Origin of the sequence: Parageobacillus sp. G301 (genome assembly GCF_030268025.1) — a bacterium.
GTDB classification, from domain to species: Bacteria; Bacillota; Bacilli; order Bacillales; family Anoxybacillaceae; genus Parageobacillus_B; species Parageobacillus_B toebii.
This window is the reverse complement of the sequence record NZ_BSDB01000001.1, coordinates 938296-960747: the sequence shown is the minus strand read 5'-3', so window position 1 is coordinate 960747 and position 22452 is coordinate 938296. Positions and strand designations below refer to the sequence as shown.

Genomic DNA, 22452 nt, shown 5'->3' with positions numbered 1-22452 from the left:
AGTTGGGAGAATTCATGCTATTTTTTCGACTTTGCTTCGAAAAAATAGTATAGTATTGAATTGAGGGGGTAATACATATGGCAAAACAAGACGTTTTCAACGCACGTTCTTCATTTGAAGTGAACGGTAAAAAATATAATTATTACCGTTTACAAGCACTTGAAGAAGCTGGGATCGGTAACATCTCCCGTTTACCGTATTCAATTAAAGTATTGCTAGAATCGGTACTTCGACAAGTAGACGGACGTGTGATCACAAAAGAGCACGTCGAAAACCTTGCAAAATGGGGAACACCGGAGATGAAAGACATCGATGTCCCATTTAAGCCGTCGCGCGTTATTTTGCAAGACTTTACGGGTGTACCAGCAGTCGTTGACTTAGCATCGATGCGTAAAGCGATGGCGGATATGGGCGGGGATCCATATGAAATTAATCCGGAAATTCCGGTTGATCTCGTTATTGACCACTCTGTGCAAGTTGACAAAGCTGGAACGGACGATGCGCTTGAATACAACATGAACTTAGAGTTCAAGCGCAACGCAGAGCGTTATAAATTTTTAAAATGGGCGCAGAAAGCATTTGACAATTATCGGGCTGTTCCGCCAGCAACTGGAATTGTCCATCAAGTAAACTTAGAATATTTAGCAAATGTCGTTCATACTGTGGAAGAGGAAAATGGAGAATACGTAGCGTTTCCAGACACTCTAGTCGGTACGGACTCCCATACAACGATGATTAACGGCCTTGGCGTTCTCGGTTGGGGTGTCGGCGGAATTGAAGCAGAAGCTGGCATGCTCGGACAGCCTTCATACTTCCCTGTACCAGAAGTAATCGGTGTCCGTTTGACTGGAAAATTGCCAAATGGCACAACAGCAACAGACCTTGCTTTAAAAGTAACGCAAGTGCTTCGTAAAAAAGGTGTTGTCGGCAAATTTGTTGAATTCTTCGGACCAGGTGTGGCAACATTGCCGCTTGCAGACCGTGCAACCATTGCAAACATGGCTCCAGAATACGGTGCAACATGCGGTTTCTTCCCAGTCGATGCGGAAGCGCTTGATTATTTGCGCTTAACTGGCCGCGATGAGCACCATGTACAAGTGGTTGAAGCATACTGTAAAGCAAACGGTTTATTCTACACACCGGATGCTCCAGAGCCAATATTTACGGATGTTGTAGAAATTAACCTATCCGAAATCGAAGCAAATCTTTCTGGACCGAAACGTCCGCAAGACTTGATTCCTCTTTCGAAAATGAAAGAAGCGTTCCGTGAAGCGGTAAAAGCTCCGCAAGGAAACCAAGGCTTCGGTTTAACAGAAGCGGATCTCAATAAAGAAATTACGGTGACGTTAAACGGCGAAGAAGTAAAAATGAAAACAGGCGCCGTTGTGATTGCAGCGATTACAAGCTGTACGAATACGTCGAACCCGTACGTATTAATCGCCGCTGGTTTAGTAGCGAAAAAAGCGGTGGAAAAAGGATTGCAAGTTCCGAAATATGTGAAAACATCGCTTGCGCCAGGTTCGAAAGTCGTAACTGGTTACTTGCGGGATTCCGGATTGCTTCCATACCTTGAAAAAATCGGCTTTAATATCGTCGGTTACGGATGCACGACATGTATTGGCAACTCCGGACCGCTTGCGCCAGAGCTTGAAAAAGCGATTGCGGAAAACGACTTGCTTGTGACAAGCGTACTTTCCGGTAACCGTAACTTTGAAGGCCGCATTCATCCGCTAGTCAAAGGCAACTACTTGGCATCGCCGCCGCTTGTTGTCGCATATGCGCTAGCAGGTACGGTAGACATTGACTTGTTAAAAGATCCGATCGGCAAAGATAAAGACGGCAACGATGTTTACTTTAACGACATTTGGCCTTCAACGGACGAAGTCAAAGAAGTCGTTAAGCAAACGGTGGTACCGGAATTGTTCCGCAAAGAATATGAGCGCGTGTTCGACGGAAATCCGCGTTGGAACGAAATCGAAACGACAGACGAGCCGCTTTATCAATGGGACGAAAACTCGACTTACATTCAAAATCCGCCGTTCTTTGAAGGATTATCTCCAGATGTTCGCAAAGTCGAACCGCTTAAAGGCTTGCGCGTCATCGGAAAATTCGGCGATTCTGTCACAACCGACCATATTTCGCCAGCCGGAGCGATCGGTAAAAACACGCCAGCTGGCCAATATCTCATCTCTAAAGGTGTGGAACCAAAAGATTTCAACTCTTACGGATCACGCCGTGGCAACCATGAAGTCATGATGCGCGGTACGTTTGCGAACATTCGCATTCGCAACCAAATTGCCCCTGGCACAGAAGGCGGTTATACGACTTACTGGCCGACAGGCGAAGTCATGACGATTTATGATGCGTGCATGAAATACAAACAAGACGGCACAGGGCTTGTCGTTATTGCCGGCAAAGATTACGGAATGGGAAGCTCCCGTGACTGGGCGGCAAAAGGAACATTCTTGCTTGGCATTAAGACAGTCATCGCGGAAAGCTTCGAGCGCATTCACCGTTCGAACCTTGTATTAATGGGCGTATTGCCGCTTCAATTCAAAGAAGGGGAAAACGCAGAAACGCTAGGTTTAACAGGCAAAGAAGTGTTCGAAGTGCATATTGACGAAAACGTCAAACCGCGTGATTTAGTCAAAGTAACGGCAACAAATCCAGATACAGGAGAAACAAAAGAATTCGAAGTAATCGTTCGTTTTGATAGCGAAGTCGAAATCGACTACTATCGCCATGGCGGAATTTTACCTATGGTGTTGCGTGAAAAACTCGCAAAAACAAAAAAAGTAAAATAAAATAACGAAGCAGGCTCTTACTTGCCAAGAGCCTGCTTTTTTTATTTTGTATTCGATTTTTTTGCTGCATTTTCTAATTGGCTTTTTGGATCCGGAGTAAATGCCGCATCTTGACCGAACCCTTGTGGATTCACGCCAGGAGCTTTTGTCCCGCGGTTTTTTCCGCCATTCTTTGCCATCGCGCTCACCTCCGTGGCCATAGTTTCACCTTTATTGCACAAAAATATGAAACAAAAAAGAAAATCACTTCGTTTGTCTTAGTGAGTTAACCTCCGTTTTGCACGCCGCCATTTTACGAGCAGTAATGGGAAGCTCCGCGAAAATCATTCCGCACAAAATGCCGATGCAGCCGATGATTGCGGAAGCCGTTAGCTGTTCTTTCGCCCATATGTATGCGGTCAGCGCGGCAAATACAGGCTCCATCGCAAAAATAAGAGCGACGCGGGTAGCTGTCGTATATTTTTGAAATTTGGTTTGAATTAAAAACGCTGCCGTTGTTGCAAGCAATGACGTAATGAGAAGGGCTGTCCATACTTCACGTTTTTGTAAAATCGCTACATTCCACATTTGCGTTTCGTCTTCAAAAAGAAAGGCAAAAATCGTACACAACACCGCAACGGTGAAAATTTGCGTCATTGTTAATAACATGGTGGAATAACGCGCCGAATATTTTCCTGTAGTAATAATGTGCATCGCAAACGAAATCGCGCAAAAAAAGACAAATACGTCTCCGCGGTTTAACATCCATTTGCCATCGCCGATGGTTAAAAAATAAAGGCCGACTGCCGCCATCACCGCACCAATGGCCGCATTGACGGATGGTTTTTGTTTTAGAAAGAGAAAAGAAAATAACGGCACGAGCACGACGCTAAGTCCGGTAATAAATCCCGCTTTTGACGAGGTTGTGTATAGTAAGCCGATCGTTTGAAAAGCATAGCCGCTAAACAGCCAAAACCCCATCCATATACCGGCGCGGGCAAGCGGCAAGGTATAATGACGAAAAAGCGAACGATGAAAAATGATGAGCCATAAAAATAAAAATAATCCCGCCAAAATAAAGCGAATCGCGTTAAAAGAAAGAGGCTCAAGAAAAGAAATCGCGTTTTGCACGATGACAAATGTTGCCCCCCAGACGAACGTGACGGCAAGAAGGCTAAAATCCGCTATCCACTGTTTTTTCAATCCAATCCCCCCGTTTTGTTCATTTTGTTGCATCATTTCCGCTTCACTTTTAATAAATTATAGTCGAACGGTAGTGTATCATAAATCAATGAAAAAAGACACATTTTTTTGAAAAAATATACAACAGCATAAAAAGATAATGAAACATGTACAGAAAACGTTGATGTGATAACAAAAGTTGCATAATAATAGGTAATAAGAAAAGTTATCGCTTCACATGTTTTTTTTGCTATATTGTATAATAAAAATATGGACTGTACACGGAATCGATTACGGAAGGGTGACGAGGGCTTGGACGTTATGATCCAATGGACATATATTACGCCGAAAAAACAGGAAGTGGTGCTTACTTCCGATTTTTTGCCTGCTGAGGAAGCGCTCCGATTAGCCGAGGATTTTGAAAAAACAGGTCGTGTAAAGGAATTATGCTTTATTGACCAAAATCATGTTACATGGTCGAAAAAAGAACTGAACAAGCTATTAAAAGAAATAGAAACGGAACCGCATGATGTCATCGCTTACTTTGACGGCGGCTTTGATAACGAAACATTGCAGGGCGGAGCCGGAGCAGTGATTTATTATAAGCAAAACAATGAACAATATCGCCTTCGTGCCAACCGCCAGCTTGATGAACTGAAGTCGAATAACGAAGCGGAATACGCCGCGTTTTGGTTTTTAATGCAAATGCTCGAGGAGCTCGGTGTTCATCATTTGCCGGTTATTTTCCGGGGCGATTCACACGTCGTCTTGAAGCAATTGTCCGGCGATTGGCCGTGTTTTGAAGATGACCATAACGCATGGCTGGACCGTATTGAAGAAAAGATCAACGAATTAGGAATTCAGCCAATTTACGAGCCGATTTCACGCAAGCAAAATAAAGAGGCCGACCAGCTTGCCCGTCAAGCGATGGAAGGCCAAACGATTACTAGCATGATGGAACTTACAGAGAAAGGGTAGGCAATGAAATGAGGGAGAAAAAAGTGAACAAACGAAAGGAAATATTAGATAAACTAAATGAATTACAGCAAATGTATTGTGACGGCTGTTTTTTAAAAAGCACATTTCGAAAAGAATACGGCAAAACATATGCACAATCATTTTGCATTAACCAATGCACGGTCGGCGAGAAAATGCGGCAGTACGGTGCCATGTTGATGGCAACTTCTCCTCGTTCATCAAAATAACAAAGGGCTTCACACAGCAGGAAGCCCTTTTTTCTCCTTATCGCAATGCCTCATTTAATTGATGTTCCGCCTTAGCAAGTTTTTGTTCATAATGTGATAAAAATTCTTCATCAACGCCAGTTGCTTGCCGGCGTGCGCGCGAAAGCTGATCGTGGGCGTTGGCAATCGCTTGTTTGGCGCCTTCGAGCATGTCTCTATCCAAGCTCATCGTTGCTTGACCTACCATTTTTTCCGCTGTTTCCACAAACATTTCTACTTGTTTTAAATCGTTATAGCCAGAATGAATGTCACGTTCCATTTGCAAACACCTCCTAGCGGATAGTGTTTGTCAAAAAGGAAGGAATATGCGCATAAAAAACAAAAAAGACCAGCGTGTTGCCGGCCTTTTTTGTTTCACTTACGTTCTTTCGTTTATGTCAACGAACGCCTTATAATTTCACAACGTTAGCAGCTTGAGGTCCACGGTTTCCTTGAACGATTTCGAAAGAAACTTCTTGACCTTCTTCCAAAGTTTTGAACCCTTCACCTTGGATCGCTGTGAAGTGAACGAATACGTCAGAACCACCTTCTACTTCGATAAAACCGTAACCTTTCTCATTGTTAAACCATTTAACTTTACCGCGTTGCATAATACTGAATTCCTCCTAATACCTTTAGCCCTCAGGCTAACTTAAAGATTTTTTATCAAATAACGGAATATACTTCACAGCAATCTAAGGTGAGCAAACATGATGAATGCTTGAAATATATTCTGTTATATGATGACTTTACTATACACTAATGTAAGGGCATCGTCAAGAAAAAGAAGGCGAAATTCAGAAAAAAATTACAAAATGTTAAAAAAACAGGGATTTTCTGCTCGCATCTCGAAATAGTTTGGTTAGAAAGCAAAAAAGTAAGAATGAATGGAAGAAATATACCATACATTGGAATAGTAGGAGCATAAAGGGGGATGAATGGGATGTACCGCGGAAAAATCGCTGGTAAAGAAGTGATCGTTCGTTTAGGAAATCGGGTCAGTCGGCGTTATTTTTCCGATAACAAAATTTACAACATGATTCTTTCTTATGGTGAAACGGCGTTTAGAAAAGGGCAAGAAACGTTTTGCATTTATAATGACCGCATTGGCTTGATTGTCGCAGAAGTGGAAAGAAACGATATTCCAGTCATTCGTGTCGACTATATCATTGAAAACGAAAATGTATATGAATAATAGTTGACAAACAGAACACGATGCTATAACTTAATTGTAAGCGGTATCAAAATAGGGTTTCTCTGCAAAAGCATATAGTCATGAAAGTCCAGATACGGTGTTGAACCGAGCCGACAGGGCGTTAAACACGAATAAGGTACTAGGATGCTTAACGGAACAAGAGTGAGTATCTGCACGCAGGTGTTGGAAAAACTCTTTAGTACGTCAGAACCTGCCGACTTTAGCCGTGCAGAGGTTCAGGGATAGGTGTAGCAGACCTTTGCTTCCATAAGGCATAGGTCTGTTTATCTTTATAATAGGCAAATGATGAAACAACATTCGAACCTGCATCGTACTATAGGATGAACAACAAGAACAAGAGATAAGAGGTGTAGCATATGTTATTGCGTAAAATGATGTCAAGAATCGGAGTCGGATCGGCGTATGTCGATTTGATTTTAAATAAAACCACATTTCAGCCGGGAGAGTGCATTGAGGGGGTTCTTCATATTCTCGGCGGCACGGTGGAACAAAAAATTGAAAAACTGGATGTAGAATTTATCCAAAAAACGCTTCGCGATGGGAAAGAAATCGATAATGTCATCGCGACGATTCCGGTTGCAGGAGCGTTTCAGATCGAGGCAGGACAAAGGAAGCAGATACCGTTTACGTACCAGATACCAGATTCGCTTCCTCCTTCACAGCCTGGAATTTCGTATCGGTTTATCACCCGCTTGGATATTGAGGATGGAGTGGATACGCTAGATTTTGACTATATTCAAATTTTGCCGAGATAAATAAAAATTGTAAAAAATCTATTGACAACGCTTACATTTTCTATTAACTTTATAAGTAAGTTAATAATGGTGGCGGAGATGTTGGAGACCCACACATATTCCCTTTTTTCGTAGGGAAAATGTGTGGGTTTTTGTGTTTTCCGCTGAAAAATGTAACTGCTTTTAAAAAAGATGATGTTTTGCCTACGGAGGGATAAAGCAGGGAAGCAGTTACAAAAGTTATGTGATAAGGGGGAAGAAGAATGACCGCGTTTGTTGCTGAACTTGTTGGAACTGCCTTACTTATTATTTTTGGCGGCGGGGTCTGCGCAGGAGTAAACTTAAAAAAATCATTTGCGCAAAACTCCGGCTGGATCGTTATTACAATGGGATGGGGGCTGGCTGTAGCGGTAGCGGCATATGCGGTTGGCCGATTTAGCGGCGCTCATTTAAATCCAGCGTTAACGCTTGCATTAGCGTTTAACGGGGATTTTCCATGGACAGATGTGCCAAAATACATTGTTGCACAACTGCTTGGTGCAATGATTGGCGCTGTCATTGTATATCTTCATTATTTGCCTCATTGGAAAGAAACGGACGACCCTGGCGCAAAACTTGGCGTATTTGCAACAAGTCCTGCTGTTCCAAATTATTTCGCAAACTTGATCAGCGAAATAATTGGCACGTTTGTATTAGTGCTTGGCATTTTAGCCATTGGCGCCAATAAATTTGCCGATGGGCTAAATCCGTTTATCGTCGGGTTTCTTATTGTCGCCATTGGTCTTTCCCTTGGCGGAACGACAGGATATGCCATTAACCCGGCGCGTGATTTAGGACCGCGTATCATTCACTTTTTGCTTCCGATACCAAAAAAAGGATCATCCAATTGGTCTTACGCATGGGTTCCGGTTGTCGGACCGATTCTTGGCGGTTCGTTTGGCGGTTTATTTTACAAAGCTGTCTTTCTAGGAAAAATGACAGCGGCATTTTGGTATGTGCTTATTGCTATAATAGTAGTACTCACATTGACATTCATCAGCCAAGGAAAAACATCGAATAGCTATAATAAACCAAAAAATGCATTCATGTAATTAGGGGAGGAATTGGTGATGGAACGATACATTTTGTCACTGGATCAAGGAACAACAAGCTCACGGGCGATTTTGTTTAACAAAAATGGCGAAATTGTTCATATCGCGCAACGGGAATTTAAACAATATTTTCCAAAGCCAGGATGGGTCGAACATAGCGCTAATGAGATTTGGGGCTCGATTTTGGCGGTAATTGCTACCGTCTTGTCAGAAGCATCGGTGCAGCCGGAGCAAGTAGCAGCCATCGGCATTACGAACCAGCGGGAAACGACAGTCGTATGGGATAAACATACGGGGCTGCCAATTTATAATGCCATTGTTTGGCAATCTCGACAAACGGCCGATATTTGCGAACAACTCAAACAACAAGGATATGATGACTTATTCCGCAAGAAAACAGGGTTATTAATTGACCCTTATTTTTCCGGAACAAAAGTAAAATGGATTTTAGACAACGTCGATGGAGCGAGAGAGAAAGCGGAAAAAGGAGATTTATTGTTCGGTACGATCGACACATGGCTCATTTGGAAACTTTCCGGCGGACGCGCACATGTGACGGATTATTCAAACGCTTCACGGACGCTTTTATTTAATATTCATACATTACAATGGGATGATGAGATTTTAAACATTTTAGGCATTCCAAAATCAATGCTTCCAAAAGTGCGCCCATCCTCGGAAGTGTACGCTAAAACGATACCACATCATTTCTTTGGTGTCGAAGTGCCAATCGCTGGAGCGGCCGGCGACCAGCAAGCAGCGTTGTTTGGCCAAGCGTGCTTTGAGGAAGGAATGGCGAAAAACACATATGGCACTGGCTGCTTTATGTTGATGAATACAGGGGAAAAAGCAGTACAATCGAAACATGGTTTGTTAACAACGATCGCATGGGGAATCGACGGAAAAGTCGAATATGCGTTAGAAGGAAGCATTTTCGTCGCCGGCTCAGCGATTCAGTGGCTTCGTGATGGGCTTCGAATGATTAAGCAAGCGTCAGACAGTGAAGCATATGCGGAAAAAGTCGATTCAACGGATGGCGTTTATGTTGTACCGGCATTTGTCGGCCTCGGAACACCGTATTGGGATAGCGATGTACGCGGTGCGGTATTTGGTTTGACGCGCGGTACGACAAAAGAACATTTCATTCGCGCAACACTAGAGTCGCTTGCATATCAAACAAAAGATGTATTAACAGCGATGGAAGCGGATTCAGGCATTGGCTTGAAAACGTTGCGCGTCGACGGCGGAGCGGTGAAAAACAACTTCTTAATGCAATTCCAAAGCGATATGCTCGGCGTGCCAGTAGAGCGTCCAGTCATCAATGAAACAACAGCCCTAGGCGCGGCATACTTAGCTGGGCTTGCCGTCGGCTATTGGAAAGACCGGAAAGAAATCGCATCTCAATGGCAATTAGAACGCCAATTCGAACCGCAAATGGCAAAAGAGAAACAAGAAGCGCTTTATGCAGGATGGAAAAAAGCAGTGAAAGCCGCGATGGCGTTTAAGTAAACAGAAGGGGCTCTCCGATGAAAAAGAGCCCCCTTTTTCTTTGTTTTTCTGCATGCAAAAGCAGCTCCAATCTTAAGAAATAGTACGCTCTACTTATATATCACGCTTCAAAAATTTTGTCTAAAAAAGTCGAAAAAATAGAATAATGACGACAAGTGGCAAATAATATATTCTATTGAAAATATTATGTTATTATTTTATGATAAAAAAGTCATGCATCCATTTTCTTATTAAACCAAACTATGTGCTAAATAATCAATTAGAAATAAGAAAAATTATGCATAAATAGCAAAAAGCAATTGAATTTGTAAAAAACATGTAATAAAATATTCGTAAAATTCGATAAATTTTATAAAGGGGAGAATATATTGACCGGAAAACCAATCTTAGAAATAGATCATTTACGCGTTTCGTTTCGAATTCAAGATCAGTATTATGCAGCGGTTGATGATGTTTCCCTTACGGTGAATGAAAACGAAGTAGTGGCGATCGTTGGAGAGTCGGGGTGCGGAAAAAGCGCTCTGGCACTTGCGGTGATGGGATTGCATCCGCCACAAAAGACAAAATTAGAAGGAAGCATTACATTTAAAGGAACGAATTTATTATCTTTATCTACTTCACAGTTGAACAAAATTCGCGGTAAAGACATCGGAATGATTTTCCAAGATCCATTAACGGCATTGAACCCATTGATGACGATAGGACGACAAATTGAAGAGAGCATGGACTATCATACGAAATTATCTTCGGCGGAAAAACGGCAGCGCACGTTAGAACTGTTAAAACGTGTCGGCATTCCGAATCCGGAAAAAACATATCATCGTTACCCTCATGAACTTTCAGGGGGAATGAGACAGCGGGTTGTGATTGCGATCGCCATTGCTTGCGAACCATCGCTTATCATTGCAGATGAGCCGACAACTGCCTTGGATGTGACGATTCAAGCGCAAATTATGGGACTATTGAAAGAACTGCAGCAACAAATGAAAACCGGCATTATTTTGATTACCCATGATTTAGGGGTAGTTGCGGAAATGGCCGATCGCGTAGCGGTCATGTACGCTGGGGAAATTGTTGAACTGGCAGATGTGGAAACATTGTTCCACCATCCGCTTCATCCATATACACGCTCATTATTGCAGTCGATTCCTTCCGCGCAAACTCGTAAAGAAAAACTTCACGTCATTCAAGGAATTGTTCCTTCCTTGCAAAAAATGCCGCGGACGGGCTGTCGATTCAAATCGCGAATTAGCTGGATTGATGAGTCAAAACATGAACCAAATCCAATTTTGCGAGAAGTCGAACCAGGACATTGGGTTCGCTGTACATGTTATCAGCATTTCTATTTTCCACATGATCATATAGGGGACGTGGGCCATGGCATTTCTTAAAGTCAATCATTTAAAAGTGTATTATCCAGTACGCGGAGGATTTTTTCGCCGCATCGTCGATTATGTGAAGGCGGTAGACGATGTTAGCTTTGAGCTGAGGCAAGGAGAAACGTATGGGCTTGTCGGAGAGTCAGGATGCGGAAAAACGACGACGGGGCGTGCGATTATCGGGCTCATTAAAGCGACAGCAGGTGAAATTTTATTAGAAGGCACCGATTTAACAAAACTAAGCCGCAGGCAGTTTTATCCGTATCGAAAAGACATTCAAATGATTTTTCAAGACCCGTATTCTTCGCTTAATCCGCGCAAACGTGTGCTTGATATTATCGCCGAACCGATCCGCAATTTTGAAAAGCTATCGCCGCAAGAAGAAAAACGGAAAGTGCAATATTTTATCGAAAGAGTAGGATTGAATCCAGAGTCGATTTATAAATATCCGCATGAGTTTTCCGGAGGACAGCGGCAGCGGATTGGCATTGCACGGGCGCTTACGCTCAATCCAAAGCTCATTATTGCCGATGAGCCAGTGTCCGCATTGGATGTATCGGTGCAGGCGCAAGTGTTAAATTTTATGAAAGAGATTCAAAAAGAATTTCAGCTTACATATTTATTTATTAGCCATGACTTAGGCATTATCCGTCATATGTGTGACCGCATCGGTATTATGTATCGCGGCAGATTTGTCGAAGAAGGAACGAGCGAAGAAATTTTTAATAATCCGCAGCACATTTATACAAAGCGTCTCCTTTCGGCAATTCCAAACGCGGATCCGCGGCAGAGAAAAAAGCAGTTTCAGCTTCGCGAAGAAGTCGAAAGGGAATACAAGCAGTCGTACCATCGCTACTTTGATGATGAAGGCAAGGCGTATCCGTTAAAGAAAATCTCCAAGACGCATTCCGTTGCGATTCCGTAAAGAGGGGAAGACGACACGATGCTGAAATTTATATTGCGACGAATCATAATGATGATTCCGCAACTATTTCTTTTAAGTGTTCTCGTATTTTTGCTGGCAAAGGCTATGCCAGGGGATGCATTGACAGGACAATTGGCAGGCAATCCAAAAATGGATGCGCAAACATTAGAGGAAATGAAAGAAAAGCTCGGACTTAATGATCCGATACATATTCAATATGTACGTTGGATTAAAAACTTGCTGCATGGAGATCTTGGCATGTCCTATACTCATCAGCAGCCTGTCAACGATTTGCTAGCTGGGCGAATGTGGAATACGATTTTGTTATCTGCCGCGATTTTAATACTAACGTATATAATCGCGATTCCTTTAGGAATTATTTCGGGAAGATGGACCGACTCTTGGGCGGATAAGTTAATCGTTGGATACAGCTACGTTAGCTTTGCAACACCGTTGTTTATTTTTGCGTTAATTATGTTGTTTATTTTTGGGTTCAAACTAGGATGGTTTCCGACGGGAGGAAGCGTCGATATTCAAGTGGAAAAAGGAACGTTTGACTATTATGTAAGCAAGCTGAACCATCTTTTGCTTCCGGCTCTGTCTGGAGCGCTGATCAATACGGTCGGGACGATTCAATATTTGCGCAGTGAAATTATCGATACAAAGCTGAAAGATTTTGTTAAAACCGCGCGCGCAAAAGGAGTGCCGGAATCAAGCATTTATTGGCGTCATATTTTACGAAATTCGTTTTTGCCGATTGCTGCTTTCTTAGGATATGAGATTACAGGATTAATTGGCGGATCGATCTTTCTCGAATCTATTTTTAGTTATCCAGGGATTGGACAATTGTTTTTGCAATCGATTCTGCAGCGGGATTACAGCGTTGTTACCGCACTCGTGATGATTTCCGGCCTTGCTACCTTAATCGGGACGCTTTTATCCGATATTATCTTAAGCGCTGTTGATCCACGTATTCGCATTGAGTAATGGAATGGGGGACACAATGATGAAAGCGGAACTAGGCGATATCCATGCAAAAAATGAAAAAAGTCCTTCAAGTCTCTCTATTATGTGGCGTGAATTGGTGAAGGATAAGTTAGCTTTTGGTTCTCTCATTCTTCTTTCCTTGATTTTGATCGTTGTATATGGAGCTTCATTATTATTAGACCAAGACGAAATTGTCAAAGTGGACCTGCTGGCTATCTACTCCCCGCCGTCCGCAGAGCATTGGCTCGGCACGGATTATGGGGGAAGGGATATTTTCGGGCAGCTTATTATCGGTGCAAGAAATTCATTTACCATTGGTTTAGCAATCACGCTGATCACTGGTTTGATCGGGCTTACGGTTGGCCTTATTGCCGGATATTATGGGGGAGTTATTGATAATATTATCATGCGTATTATCGATTTTATCCTTGTGCTGCCATTTTTAATGATTGTGATCGTATTTGTGGCGATTGTGCCTAAATATAATGTTTTTACGTTTATTCTGATTATGAGTGCCTTTTTATGGACAGGAAAGGCGCGGCTTATTCGAGCGAAAACGCTGGCGGAGAGGGAATTGGACTACGTAAGTGCATCGAAAACGCTCGGTACGCCAGATTGGAAAATTATTATTTTTCAAATTCTACCTAATTTAAGTTCGATCATCATCGTAAACTTAACATTAAACCTTGCCGGGAATATTGGAATTGAATCAGGCTTAAGCTATTTAGGCTTTGGATTGCCGGAAAGCACGCCAAGTCTAGGGACGCTGGTCAGCTATGCAATGAATCCGGATGTTTTGCAAAATAAATGGTGGGTTTGGCTGCCAGCATCATTGCTTATTTTAGTAATGATGTTGTGTATAAATTTTATCGGCCAAGCGTTAAAACGCGCGGCGGATGCAAGACAACGATTAGGATAAAGGGGGAGAAAAACAGTGAGAAAAAAATGGCAGTGGAAGTTTTTTGTGGTGCTCGTTGTCCTTTTATTAGGATTAACGGCGTGCAGCAGCAACTCCACAAACAACAAAGACAACAAAAATCAAACGGCGCAAAAGGAAGACATCAGCAAATTCCCAATGACCGTCAAAAATGACGGAAAAATCGTAGATGATGGTGTATTAAAATATGGATTAGTATCCGATACACCATTTGAAGGAACGCTTAGCTATGCGTTTTACACAGGGCAACCGGATGCAGAAATTTTGCAGTTTTTCGATGAATCACTTTTCCGTACAAACGGAGACTATGAAATTACGAACGATGGCGCGGCGACATACGAACTTTCCGATGATAAAAAAACGATAACGATCAAAATTAAAGATAATGTCAAATGGCATGACGGTGAGCCTGTGAAAGCGGAAGATTTAGAATACGCTTACTTAGTCATCGGCCATAAAGATTATACGGGCGTCCGCTACGGAGACGCGCTCATTCAAGATATTGTCGGCATGGAGGAATACCACAGCGGAAAAGCGGACAAAATTTCCGGAATTAAAGTCATTGATGACAAAACATTAACCATTACATGGAAACATGCCAATCCATCTGTGCTGACAGGCATTTGGGCATATCCGCTTCCAAAACATTATTTAAAAGATGTTCCGATTAAAGATTTGGCGAAATCGGATAAAATCCGCAAAAACCCAATTGGTTTTGGTCCATTTAAAGTGAAAAAGATCGTTCCAGGCGAATCGGTCGAATTCGTCCGCAACGACGATTATTGGGCCGGAAAGCCGAACTTAAAAGGCGTTATTTTAAAAGTCGTCAGCCCGCAAGTCGTATTGCAAGCTCTTAAAAAAGGCGAGATTGACATTGCGGAATTCCCGACAGATCAATATGTCAACGCGAAAGGGACAAAAAACATTCAATTTGTCGGCAAAATTGATTTAGCTTACAACTACATCGGTTTTAAACTCGGCCACTGGGATGCGAAGAAGCAAGAAAACGTGATGGATAATCCAAAATTCCAAAACAAAAAGCTTCGCCAAGCGATGGCATACGCGATTAATAACAAGGAAGTCGCAGACAGACTTTATCACGGTTTACGCTTCCCGGCAACGACGTTAATTCCGCCATCCTTCCCAGGATACCATGATAAAAACGCAAAAGGATATACGTATGATCCAGAAAAGGCGAAAAAATTGCTGGATGAAGCAGGATATAAAGATGTCGATGGCGACGGCTTCCGTGAAGATCCAAACGGCAAGAAGTTTACGATTAACTTCCTGTCAATGAGCGGCGGGGATATTGCCGAACCGCTGGCGAAATTTTACATGCAATGCTGGAAAGACGTCGGTTTGAATGTGCAACTGGTTGATGGCCGCTTGGCGGAATTCAACTCGTTCTATGACATGGTTGAAAAAGATAACCCGAAAGTCGATGTGTTCGCCGCGGCGTGGTACACTGGAACCGATGTGGACCCGTATGGATTATATGGACGCGATGTGATGTTTAACTATTCTCGATGGGTGAACGAGAAAAATGATGAATTGTTAGAAAAAGGACATTCCGAGCAAGCATTCGATAAAGAATACCGCAAGAAAATTTACAACGAATGGCAAGCGCTGATGAATGAAGAAGTACCTGTCATCCCGACTCTGTACCGCTCGATTATTTATGCGGTAAACAATCGTGTGAAAAACTTTACCGTCGACCCTAGCTCAAAATTAACATGGAAAGATGTTGGTGTCACTTCCGAAAAACCAGAAGTAGCGCAATAATAAAAAGAGGGGAGAGCGCCTTTGCTCTCCCTTCCTCGTTTGTGAAAATCAAAAAATGATTGTCATCACAATGGCACCATGATAAGATAAAAACAAACTGCATACAGTCTTATCAAGAGTGGACGAGAGATCGGGCTCTATGACTCCACAGCAACCTGCGTATTACGCAAGGTGCTCCAACCCGCAAAGCGTCTTTCGCTTTGGATGATAAGAACGGTTACCCCCTTTCGCATCATTCATGGCGAAAGGGGTTTTTATGTATGTGCAAAGAAGGAGGTGGGAATGTCGATTGCGCGAAAATGATTTGATTCGCAGCTATATGGCGGCACACTTAACGGTAGCATCGTTTGCTTCCCATGTCGCCCGTTGTGTCCAAAAACAGCTTTTGCAATTTGACCGACAGGCAGCGATTCATTTTGATAGCAGCCAAAATGTTTTCCATCTATACGGATATACGCAAGGGAAGATGTTTTCGCTTCTTCTGACATTTGCGGAAGTGGAAGAATGGAAAGCCGCTGGCCCTTATGCGCTTGACCGCTACATTTTTTGCGAATTAGAGGAAAAAGGAATTTCGATCGTACATATGACTCCATATTTGCGATCGGTATTTTCACAATCTTGAAAATAATGGAAAAAGGGGAGAAACATAATGGCAGTAAAAAAATTTGAACACGTCGGCATTCAAGTAAAAGACATCGAAACATCGAAAAAGTTTTATCAAGAGGTAGTCGGATTGGAACTACTTAGCGAGATGACGCATACGAACGGTACAATGAAATTGGCGTTTTTAGGGTTGGATGGCTCAGTCATTGTCGAATTGATCGAAGGGTATAATCCGAATTTGCCGACGGAAGGAAAAGTGCATCACGTCGCCTTTACCGTTGAAGGAATTGAACAAGAAAAAGAACGGATTCAATCGCTCGGCGTTCCGCTTGTATGGGAAGAGATTACGACGCTGCCAAACGGGGCGAAATATTTGTTCTTTCTTGGACCGGATGGTGAATGGATCGAATTTTATGAACCGGCTAAGTAAGAAAAGCGGAGATGCTTGTTGGACTCTTAACAACTAAAACCGCTCTGTTCAGCTTTAAACAGAGCGGTTTTTTCATGATGTTTCGGTGATATATGGAAATTTTCGAAATACCCATTTCAGCACGTTCGGTACGACGATAATGACAAGAAGAAGACGTACAAATTGCAAGGAGCTGACAATCGCTGGATCTCCTCCGACCGTTTGCGCCGTTAATACCATTTCCACAAGTCCTCCTGGCGCAAGACTCAACAGCGCGGTCGACAGCGGAAGATCGGTTAATTCCGCAAATACGTAGCCACATCCGAACGATAGAGCAATTAATACTAACGCAAGCAAGAAATATACCCAGCTAAATTTTCCGCCAAGCTTAATATCTTCTAAGGTAATGCGTTCTCCCATGTTTATTCCGACACTAATTTGCGCCAAAATAATCAACCATACAGGCAGTAACGGCAGGTTCACACCAGCCGCATGCATAACTGCCGTTACGGCAAGCGGCCCGACGACGTATGCTGCCGGAATGATGTTTCGTAAAAGAAGCGCACCGAAAATACTTAACAAAAACCAAGTGTAATGACCATCGGAAGAGACAGCTGCCGCCTGAGCGGTTGCGTTTCCTGGCGACGCGTGTCCGTTCAACCAATGGACAACGACTGTTGGCACAAGAAAAACGACCGTTAATAAACGAATCGTTTGGAAAATGGTTACTAAAGCAGTATTCGCGTTCAACGACTCACTTGCGGCAACCATTTCCGACAGCCCGCCAGGAACAGATGCAAACACACTTGTCACTTTATCAATATGTGTCCATTTCGTCACCGCGATGCTGTTTATAATGTTAATAGCAATTAGCAATGCGGTGGCAACGAGAAACGGAACAATATATGGCGCAATCGTTAATAGCGTTTCTTTTGTAAACGACAGTCCAAAATAAGTGCCTAACACAATCAATCCACTATTCGACAACGCTTTCGGCGCCGCTACTGGGCGCTTGATGACCGTTTTCCAAACAAGCATTCCAGTAATGGCTCCGAGCATCCATGGAATTGGGGAATGGAGATGATAAAACAGCAAACCGGTCAGTCCTGCGACGATATATGTTTCTAACACTTTCATTGCTGTAGTCCTTTCCATTCTCTGTAAACCTATCACTATTGTAAAGAAAAATAAAAGAAAAAGGAAGTAATGTGCTCATTGTGATATACTGAAAAGGAAAGGGGAGGGAGAAATGATGGAAGAACAAGTAAAACATGCCATTCAAGACGAATACCCAGAGGAATTTGCCTGGTGCTACGGATGCGGGCGGATGAATGAGCACGGCCACCATTTCCGCACCGGATGGCAAGGGGAGAAAACGGTCACGATTTATACGCCACGTCCCGAGCATATCGCTATTCCCGGCTTTGTTTATGGCGGGTTGATCGCGTCATTAATCGACTGCCACGGAACTGGTTCCGCCGCACTGGCGCTGCATCGCAAAAACGGACACGAACCAGGAGATGGAGAAGTGCCACCGCGGTTTGTAACTGCTTCTTTGAACGTAGAGTTCTTGAAACCGACGCCGCATGGAGTTCCGTTAAAGGCAATCGGTACGGTCGAAGAAATTCATCCGAAAAAGTGGAAAGTAAAGACGGAAGTATTCGCCGATGGAGAACTTTGCGCGCGCGGAGAAGTAGTGGCCGTTGTGATGCCAAAAACATTTTTACAAAAGTAAAATGTAAGCGTGTACATTTTAAAAAAAACGCCCACTCCACCATGAGGGAACGGGCGTTTTTGTGTTATCGTTTTGTCCTAATCATGACGGAGGAAACGGCGCTTGTCCTCTTAGTGTGAGGAAAACGCTGTTTTCTATGCATTATTCTCTTTCTAATTGTTGTTTTTTTAACAAATCGCGTATTTCTGTCAATAGTTCTTCTTCTTTTGTCAACGTTGGCGAAGCTTCTTCTTCTTTTTTGAGCCGGTACAATTTGTTCAATACTTTCACAAACAAGAAAATCGAAAACGAGATAATGAGAAAGTCGACAACGGTTTGAATAAACATGCCATATTTGATCACTGCGTCACCGATTTTTAAAGATAAACCGCTAAAATCGATGCCGCCAAGCAATAGTCCGATAAGCGGCATAAGAATGTCATTGACAAGGGAGGAAACGATTTTGCCAAACGCTCCGCCGATGATGACCCCGACGGCTAAGTCCACGACATTTCCTCGCATCGCAAACTCTTTAAATTCTTTCCACATAAAATCACCCTGTATTTGAATTTCACGTACAAAGAAATATAACATATTAGTTTGATCAGATTCTAGTCATTTTGATTTATTGGAATAAAATAACAAATTAATTTGTATAGCATTATTGACCGTTGAAACTTACAAACAAAAGCCCTAGAAAATCCATCAAATTTATTGTATTATTAATTTATCAAAGTAAAGGGGGAAGATAAGTTGGATATTGTTGTGAAAAAACAAACGAATATACAAGTAAAACAAGAAGCGAATGCCCCGAAAAATCCGACTTCGTTTATTATCGCCGTAGCGTTAGTCGCATTAATCGGTGGTGCTTTGTTTTTATATAGCCGCGTTTCTTGGCAACAAGCGCTTTTATATGTGTTAGGAGCTTTTGGAGGTTTCGTGTTATATCAAGCTCGTTTTGGCTTTACGACCGCTTGGCGCAAATTCATTTTGTATCGTGAAGGTGAAGGCATTCGCGCACAAATGATTATGATGTTAGTAGCAAGCATTTTCTTCATGCCGCTATTGTTGAAAGGGTCGATATTTGGTCATCCGGTTGCGGGAAACGTTCATGATGTCGGCATTTCTGTCATTGTCGGCGCGTTTATTTTCGGAATCGGCATGCAGCTTGGCGACGGATGTGCTTCAGGGACGCTTTACCATATTGGCGGAGGGGACGTAAACGGAATCGTCACATTAATCGGATTTATTGCCGGTTCTGTTATTGCGACGACTCATTTTGATTTTTGGATGAATACACCGCATTTTGCGCCAATTTCACTCATTCATCAACTTGGCGCTGTCGGAGGCTTTCTCCTTCAACTTGTGCTATTGGCGTTCGTTTATTACGTCGTGACCGTTATCGAAAAACGCCGTCACGGAAAGCTGATTTCAGCGAAAACCGAAAACAAAAACGGCTGGAAAGCAATTTATAAAGGACCATGGTCGCTTCTTGTCGGCGCGCTTTTACTCGCCGTTATGAATGCTCTTGTATTAATGATCAACGGCAAACCGTGGGGCATTACCTCCGCGTTCGCTCTTTGGGGAGCGAAATTCGTGCAATTGTTTGGCGTCGATCCAACCGAGTGGGCATATTGGCAGGATCCAGCGAAATTAAAGGCGCTAAAAAGCCCGTTATATCAAGACACAACAACAGTAATGGATATTAGCTTGATGTTCGGCGCGCTATTAGCCGCGGCCTTTGCGGGACGATACGCAAAACCGATTCAATGGAAGCGCCCATCGCGCATGACTATCGGCGCCCTTATCGGCGGATTGATGATGGGTTACGGCACTCGTCTTGCGTTCGGCTGCAACATCGGCGCTTACTTCAGCGGCATCGCCTCTTTCAGCGTCCACGGCTGGATTTGGTTTGTCTTCGCCTTTCTCGGCAGCATCATCGGCGTCAAACTGCGTCCGTATTGTGCGTATAAAAACTGAAAAAGGACGGAAAAGAGAAAGCGCGAGGGCGCTTTCTCTTTTTTAAATCAGCTTTTGCGGTTTTCGATCTGTTTCCTAGATGAATGAAGAAAATTAATTGTTTGTATAGCATAATCAGAACATGTGTGCTAAAATTTAAAAAATAATGATAAAACCTACAACTTTCTCCTACTGGTTAAGACGAAAATGACGATGTGAAGAAAGAGGATTACTATGAGACTATTCGATGTTAGTCAATGGGAGAAGGATGAGAAAAGGCAAGCATCTGGTACTAGACAAAAATTTTGGCTAATTCATCCAGAAGATAACCGTCGATATTTATTTAAGATTCCTAAAGAAAACACAGGAGAAGCTTGGGCAGAAGTAGTCGCATCGAAGGTTGGACAAAAATTGGGTTTAAACATGATGAAAGCTGAATTAGCCATATATAATGGAATATTAGGAATTTTATCTGAAAACTTTATTCAGGAAGATGAGGAATTTTATGAGGGTGGCGATTTATTTTTTACCATTGCAGAAGATTTTGATAGATATAGCTTAAAGTATATTATAACTTTGATAATATAATAAAAGTACTATCGGAATTTAACCTCAATCGAGAGTTCATTCCAATTCCTGTATTCGATGCTTTTATTGCGAATCAAGATCGACACTGTGACAATTGGGGAGTTATCGTTTCTTCATTCCGCAATTATGATCTTGCGCCTATATATGATAATGGAGCATCCTTAGGATATCAGTTGCAGAAGGAACGTATTCTAAAAATGTTTCAAGATCAAAGGATGTTTGAAGCTTTTACAAATAGGAGTTTTTCTTTAATTGGGTTGCCAAATACAAAGAAGCCTAAATACAGACAATTATTAGGCTATATTTATGAGTTATATCCTCAGGAGGTAAAAGAAATATTAGAGCGAATAAATGAAATAAATAAGGAGAAAATATTAGACGTTTTAAACCAAATTCCAGACGAAGCAATGTGTATAGTTCAAAAAGAATGGGTATTAAAATTATTACAGTATCGAAAAGAGTGGCTAATTCAATGGTATATGGAGGTGAGATGAATGACTCGCCCTTTTGTGCTTTGGCTCATTTGGCAAAATGAACGAACTCGTCAGCGATATCATGTCGGAAATTTAGTTCATCACGAAGGTCAATATGTATTTTATTATGAAAAAACGAGACAAAGACGTGGTGTAAGGGAAGCATTGGAAAATGGATATCAACTCCATTTAGCATTTCGTGATTTAAATAAGGTATATGTATCTGACAAGCTGTTTGGTCCGTTTGCACGTCGTTTGCCTGATCGTCGTCGTCCGGATTTTCCAGAAATTTTGCGCGCTCATGGGTTGTCAATGGATTATACAGAAATGGATTTATTGCGGGCAACTGGCGGAAGATTGGCAACCGATCCCTATGAGTTTGTTGCGCCGATTTATGTGGATGGGGATCACTTTGATTTTCAGTTTTATATTGCTGGCTGGAGATATTATGAAGGGGAGAAAGTCATAAACCAGTTGCAAGTCGGGGAAGAAGTGCGATTTCGGCTAGAGCCCGAGAATAAACAAGATTCAAAAGCGGTAATGGTGCTCACCAAACAGGGACATAAGTTAGGCTATATTCCGGCCTTTTATAGCGACTTTATGTTCCACACTATTGAAAATCGCCATCACTATCAAGCAACGATTCACGCTGTTCATATGGAAGCGCATCCACATTTAAAAGTGAATATTAATGTATGGGGGACGATCACCCCTTCATTAAAAGATGCTCACTTAGATGTGCTCCATGATTTGCAGTTAGAAATAGTATAATGGGAGAACTGTTCATTTGTGGATTCAAAGTTCAGGATCGTTTTGATTATACTGTTTGGCGAAGAAAAAACTGGCTTCTCTTCATCGCACATTAGCGATGGGGAAGCCAGTTTCTTATTATATTCAATATTGGAAGGTCTATTATTGTTTTTGTAAAATATAAGGTAAATGTTAGAATTTTAGTACA

25 protein-coding genes and 1 riboswitch are annotated in these 22452 nt (G+C 42.4%); of the genes, 19 read left to right on the top strand and 6 right to left on the bottom strand.

The window, feature by feature from the left end; genetic code table 11:
* The first annotated feature begins 77 nt into the window (after nucleotides 1–77).
* Complete coding sequence (gene acnA, locus QSJ37_RS04860; RefSeq protein ID WP_285754167.1) at nucleotides 78–2804, top strand: aconitate hydratase AcnA; 2727 nt, start codon at nucleotides 78–80, stop codon at nucleotides 2802–2804.
* A 41-nt stretch (nucleotides 2805–2845) separates the two neighbouring features.
* On the opposite strand, the gene sspL is transcribed toward acnA, so the two are convergent.
* Both sspL and QSJ37_RS04850 read right to left on the bottom strand, forming a co-directional pair.
* Nucleotides 2846–2983, bottom strand: coding sequence for a small, acid-soluble spore protein L (sspL, locus tag QSJ37_RS04855; protein ID WP_285754166.1), 138 nt, complete (start codon nucleotides 2981–2983; stop codon nucleotides 2846–2848).
* A gap of 64 nt (nucleotides 2984–3047) precedes the next feature.
* Nucleotides 3048–3986: a DMT family transporter gene (locus tag QSJ37_RS04850; RefSeq protein ID WP_285754756.1), complete on the bottom strand. Its 939-nt coding sequence runs from the start codon at nucleotides 3984–3986 to the stop codon at nucleotides 3048–3050.
* A 291-nt stretch (nucleotides 3987–4277) separates the two neighbouring features.
* Here QSJ37_RS04850 and QSJ37_RS04845 point away from each other — a divergent pair, with 291 nt between their 5' ends.
* A complete protein-coding gene (locus QSJ37_RS04845) occupies nucleotides 4278–4943 on the top strand; it encodes a ribonuclease H family protein (protein WP_285754165.1) in 666 nt (221 codons plus the stop codon).
* A gap of 8 nt (nucleotides 4944–4951) precedes the next feature.
* The gene (locus QSJ37_RS04840; protein WP_285754164.1) at nucleotides 4952–5170 is read left to right on the top strand and encodes a zinc-finger domain-containing protein; all 219 of its coding nucleotides are present in this window, start codon (nucleotides 4952–4954) and stop codon (nucleotides 5168–5170) included.
* Between the two features lie 37 nt (nucleotides 5171–5207).
* Here QSJ37_RS04840 and QSJ37_RS04835 read toward each other — a convergent pair whose 3' ends face one another.
* Both QSJ37_RS04835 and cspD read right to left on the bottom strand, forming a co-directional pair.
* Nucleotides 5208–5468 (bottom strand): DUF2564 family protein, encoded by a 261-nt coding sequence (locus tag QSJ37_RS04835; RefSeq protein ID WP_015863586.1) that lies wholly within the window; start codon nucleotides 5466–5468, stop codon nucleotides 5208–5210.
* A gap of 130 nt (nucleotides 5469–5598) precedes the next feature.
* Nucleotides 5599–5799: a cold-shock protein CspD gene (gene cspD / locus QSJ37_RS04830; RefSeq protein ID WP_003251474.1), complete on the bottom strand. Its 201-nt coding sequence runs from the start codon at nucleotides 5797–5799 to the stop codon at nucleotides 5599–5601.
* 332 nt (nucleotides 5800–6131) lie between these two features.
* On the opposite strand from cspD, the gene QSJ37_RS04825 reads away from it, so the two are divergent.
* From QSJ37_RS04825 to QSJ37_RS04775, 11 genes are all read left to right on the top strand, one after another.
* Nucleotides 6132–6383: a hypothetical protein gene (locus QSJ37_RS04825; protein ID WP_285754163.1), complete on the top strand. Its 252-nt coding sequence runs from the start codon at nucleotides 6132–6134 to the stop codon at nucleotides 6381–6383.
* A 377-nt stretch (nucleotides 6384–6760) separates the two neighbouring features.
* Complete coding sequence (locus QSJ37_RS04820) at nucleotides 6761–7159, top strand: sporulation protein (protein WP_089097123.1); 399 nt, start codon at nucleotides 6761–6763, stop codon at nucleotides 7157–7159.
* A 242-nt stretch (nucleotides 7160–7401) separates the two neighbouring features.
* Nucleotides 7402–8229, top strand: coding sequence for an MIP/aquaporin family protein (locus tag QSJ37_RS04815; protein WP_285754162.1), 828 nt, complete (start codon nucleotides 7402–7404; stop codon nucleotides 8227–8229).
* A gap of 18 nt (nucleotides 8230–8247) precedes the next feature.
* A complete protein-coding gene (glpK, locus tag QSJ37_RS04810; RefSeq protein ID WP_285754161.1) occupies nucleotides 8248–9738 on the top strand; it encodes a glycerol kinase GlpK in 1491 nt (496 codons plus the stop codon).
* A 368-nt stretch (nucleotides 9739–10106) separates the two neighbouring features.
* A complete protein-coding gene (locus QSJ37_RS04805) occupies nucleotides 10107–11129 on the top strand; it encodes an ABC transporter ATP-binding protein (protein ID WP_015863592.1) in 1023 nt (340 codons plus the stop codon).
* Nucleotides 11116–12042, top strand: a complete 927-nt coding sequence (locus tag QSJ37_RS04800) for an ABC transporter ATP-binding protein (RefSeq protein WP_062753254.1) — start codon at nucleotides 11116–11118, stop codon at nucleotides 12040–12042. Before QSJ37_RS04805 ends, QSJ37_RS04800 begins: the two co-directional genes overlap by 14 nt.
* A gap of 18 nt (nucleotides 12043–12060) precedes the next feature.
* On the top strand, nucleotides 12061–13029 hold the full coding sequence (gene opp4B, locus QSJ37_RS04795; RefSeq protein WP_285754160.1) for an oligopeptide ABC transporter permease: 969 nt from the start codon (nucleotides 12061–12063) through the stop codon (nucleotides 13027–13029).
* 16 nt (nucleotides 13030–13045) lie between these two features.
* On the top strand, nucleotides 13046–13948 hold the full coding sequence (locus tag QSJ37_RS04790) for an ABC transporter permease (protein ID WP_089097134.1): 903 nt from the start codon (nucleotides 13046–13048) through the stop codon (nucleotides 13946–13948).
* A 15-nt stretch (nucleotides 13949–13963) separates the two neighbouring features.
* Nucleotides 13964–15748, top strand: a complete 1785-nt coding sequence (opp4A, locus tag QSJ37_RS04785) for an oligopeptide ABC transporter substrate-binding protein (RefSeq protein WP_285754159.1) — start codon at nucleotides 13964–13966, stop codon at nucleotides 15746–15748.
* 106 nt (nucleotides 15749–15854) lie between these two features.
* Nucleotides 15855–15962, top strand: a riboswitch (SAM riboswitch).
* Between the two features lie 75 nt (nucleotides 15963–16037).
* Nucleotides 16038–16370, top strand: coding sequence for a hypothetical protein (locus QSJ37_RS04780; RefSeq protein ID WP_285754158.1), 333 nt, complete (start codon nucleotides 16038–16040; stop codon nucleotides 16368–16370).
* A 27-nt stretch (nucleotides 16371–16397) separates the two neighbouring features.
* Complete coding sequence (locus tag QSJ37_RS04775) at nucleotides 16398–16781, top strand: VOC family protein (RefSeq protein ID WP_015863598.1); 384 nt, start codon at nucleotides 16398–16400, stop codon at nucleotides 16779–16781.
* A gap of 72 nt (nucleotides 16782–16853) precedes the next feature.
* On the opposite strand, the gene QSJ37_RS04770 is transcribed toward QSJ37_RS04775, so the two are convergent.
* Complete coding sequence (locus tag QSJ37_RS04770; protein WP_285754157.1) at nucleotides 16854–17915, bottom strand: AbrB family transcriptional regulator; 1062 nt, start codon at nucleotides 17913–17915, stop codon at nucleotides 16854–16856.
* Nucleotides 17916–18012: 97 nt separating this feature from the next.
* Between QSJ37_RS04770 and QSJ37_RS04765 the strand changes: the two genes are divergently transcribed.
* Nucleotides 18013–18495: a PaaI family thioesterase gene (locus QSJ37_RS04765; protein ID WP_285754755.1), complete on the top strand. Its 483-nt coding sequence runs from the start codon at nucleotides 18013–18015 to the stop codon at nucleotides 18493–18495.
* 141 nt (nucleotides 18496–18636) lie between these two features.
* Here the strand turns inward: QSJ37_RS04765 and mscL are convergent, their stop codons facing one another.
* Complete coding sequence (mscL, locus tag QSJ37_RS04760) at nucleotides 18637–19023, bottom strand: large conductance mechanosensitive channel protein MscL (protein WP_285754156.1); 387 nt, start codon at nucleotides 19021–19023, stop codon at nucleotides 18637–18639.
* 204 nt (nucleotides 19024–19227) lie between these two features.
* Between mscL and QSJ37_RS04755 the strand changes: the two genes are divergently transcribed.
* The 4 genes from QSJ37_RS04755 to QSJ37_RS04740 all read left to right on the top strand — a co-directional run bounded on the left by QSJ37_RS04755 (nucleotide 19228) and on the right by QSJ37_RS04740 (nucleotide 22265).
* A complete protein-coding gene (locus QSJ37_RS04755; RefSeq protein WP_285754155.1) occupies nucleotides 19228–20454 on the top strand; it encodes a YeeE/YedE family protein in 1227 nt (408 codons plus the stop codon).
* A gap of 213 nt (nucleotides 20455–20667) precedes the next feature.
* Nucleotides 20668–21021: a HipA domain-containing protein gene (locus tag QSJ37_RS04750; protein WP_285754154.1), complete on the top strand. Its 354-nt coding sequence runs from the start codon at nucleotides 20668–20670 to the stop codon at nucleotides 21019–21021.
* Nucleotides 21022–21218: 197 nt separating this feature from the next.
* A complete protein-coding gene (locus tag QSJ37_RS04745) occupies nucleotides 21219–21515 on the top strand; it encodes a HipA domain-containing protein (RefSeq protein WP_285754153.1) in 297 nt (98 codons plus the stop codon).
* Nucleotides 21516–22265: an HIRAN domain-containing protein gene (locus QSJ37_RS04740; protein WP_285754152.1), complete on the top strand. Its 750-nt coding sequence runs from the start codon at nucleotides 21516–21518 to the stop codon at nucleotides 22263–22265.
* The last annotated feature ends 187 nt before the right edge of the window (nucleotides 22266–22452 follow it).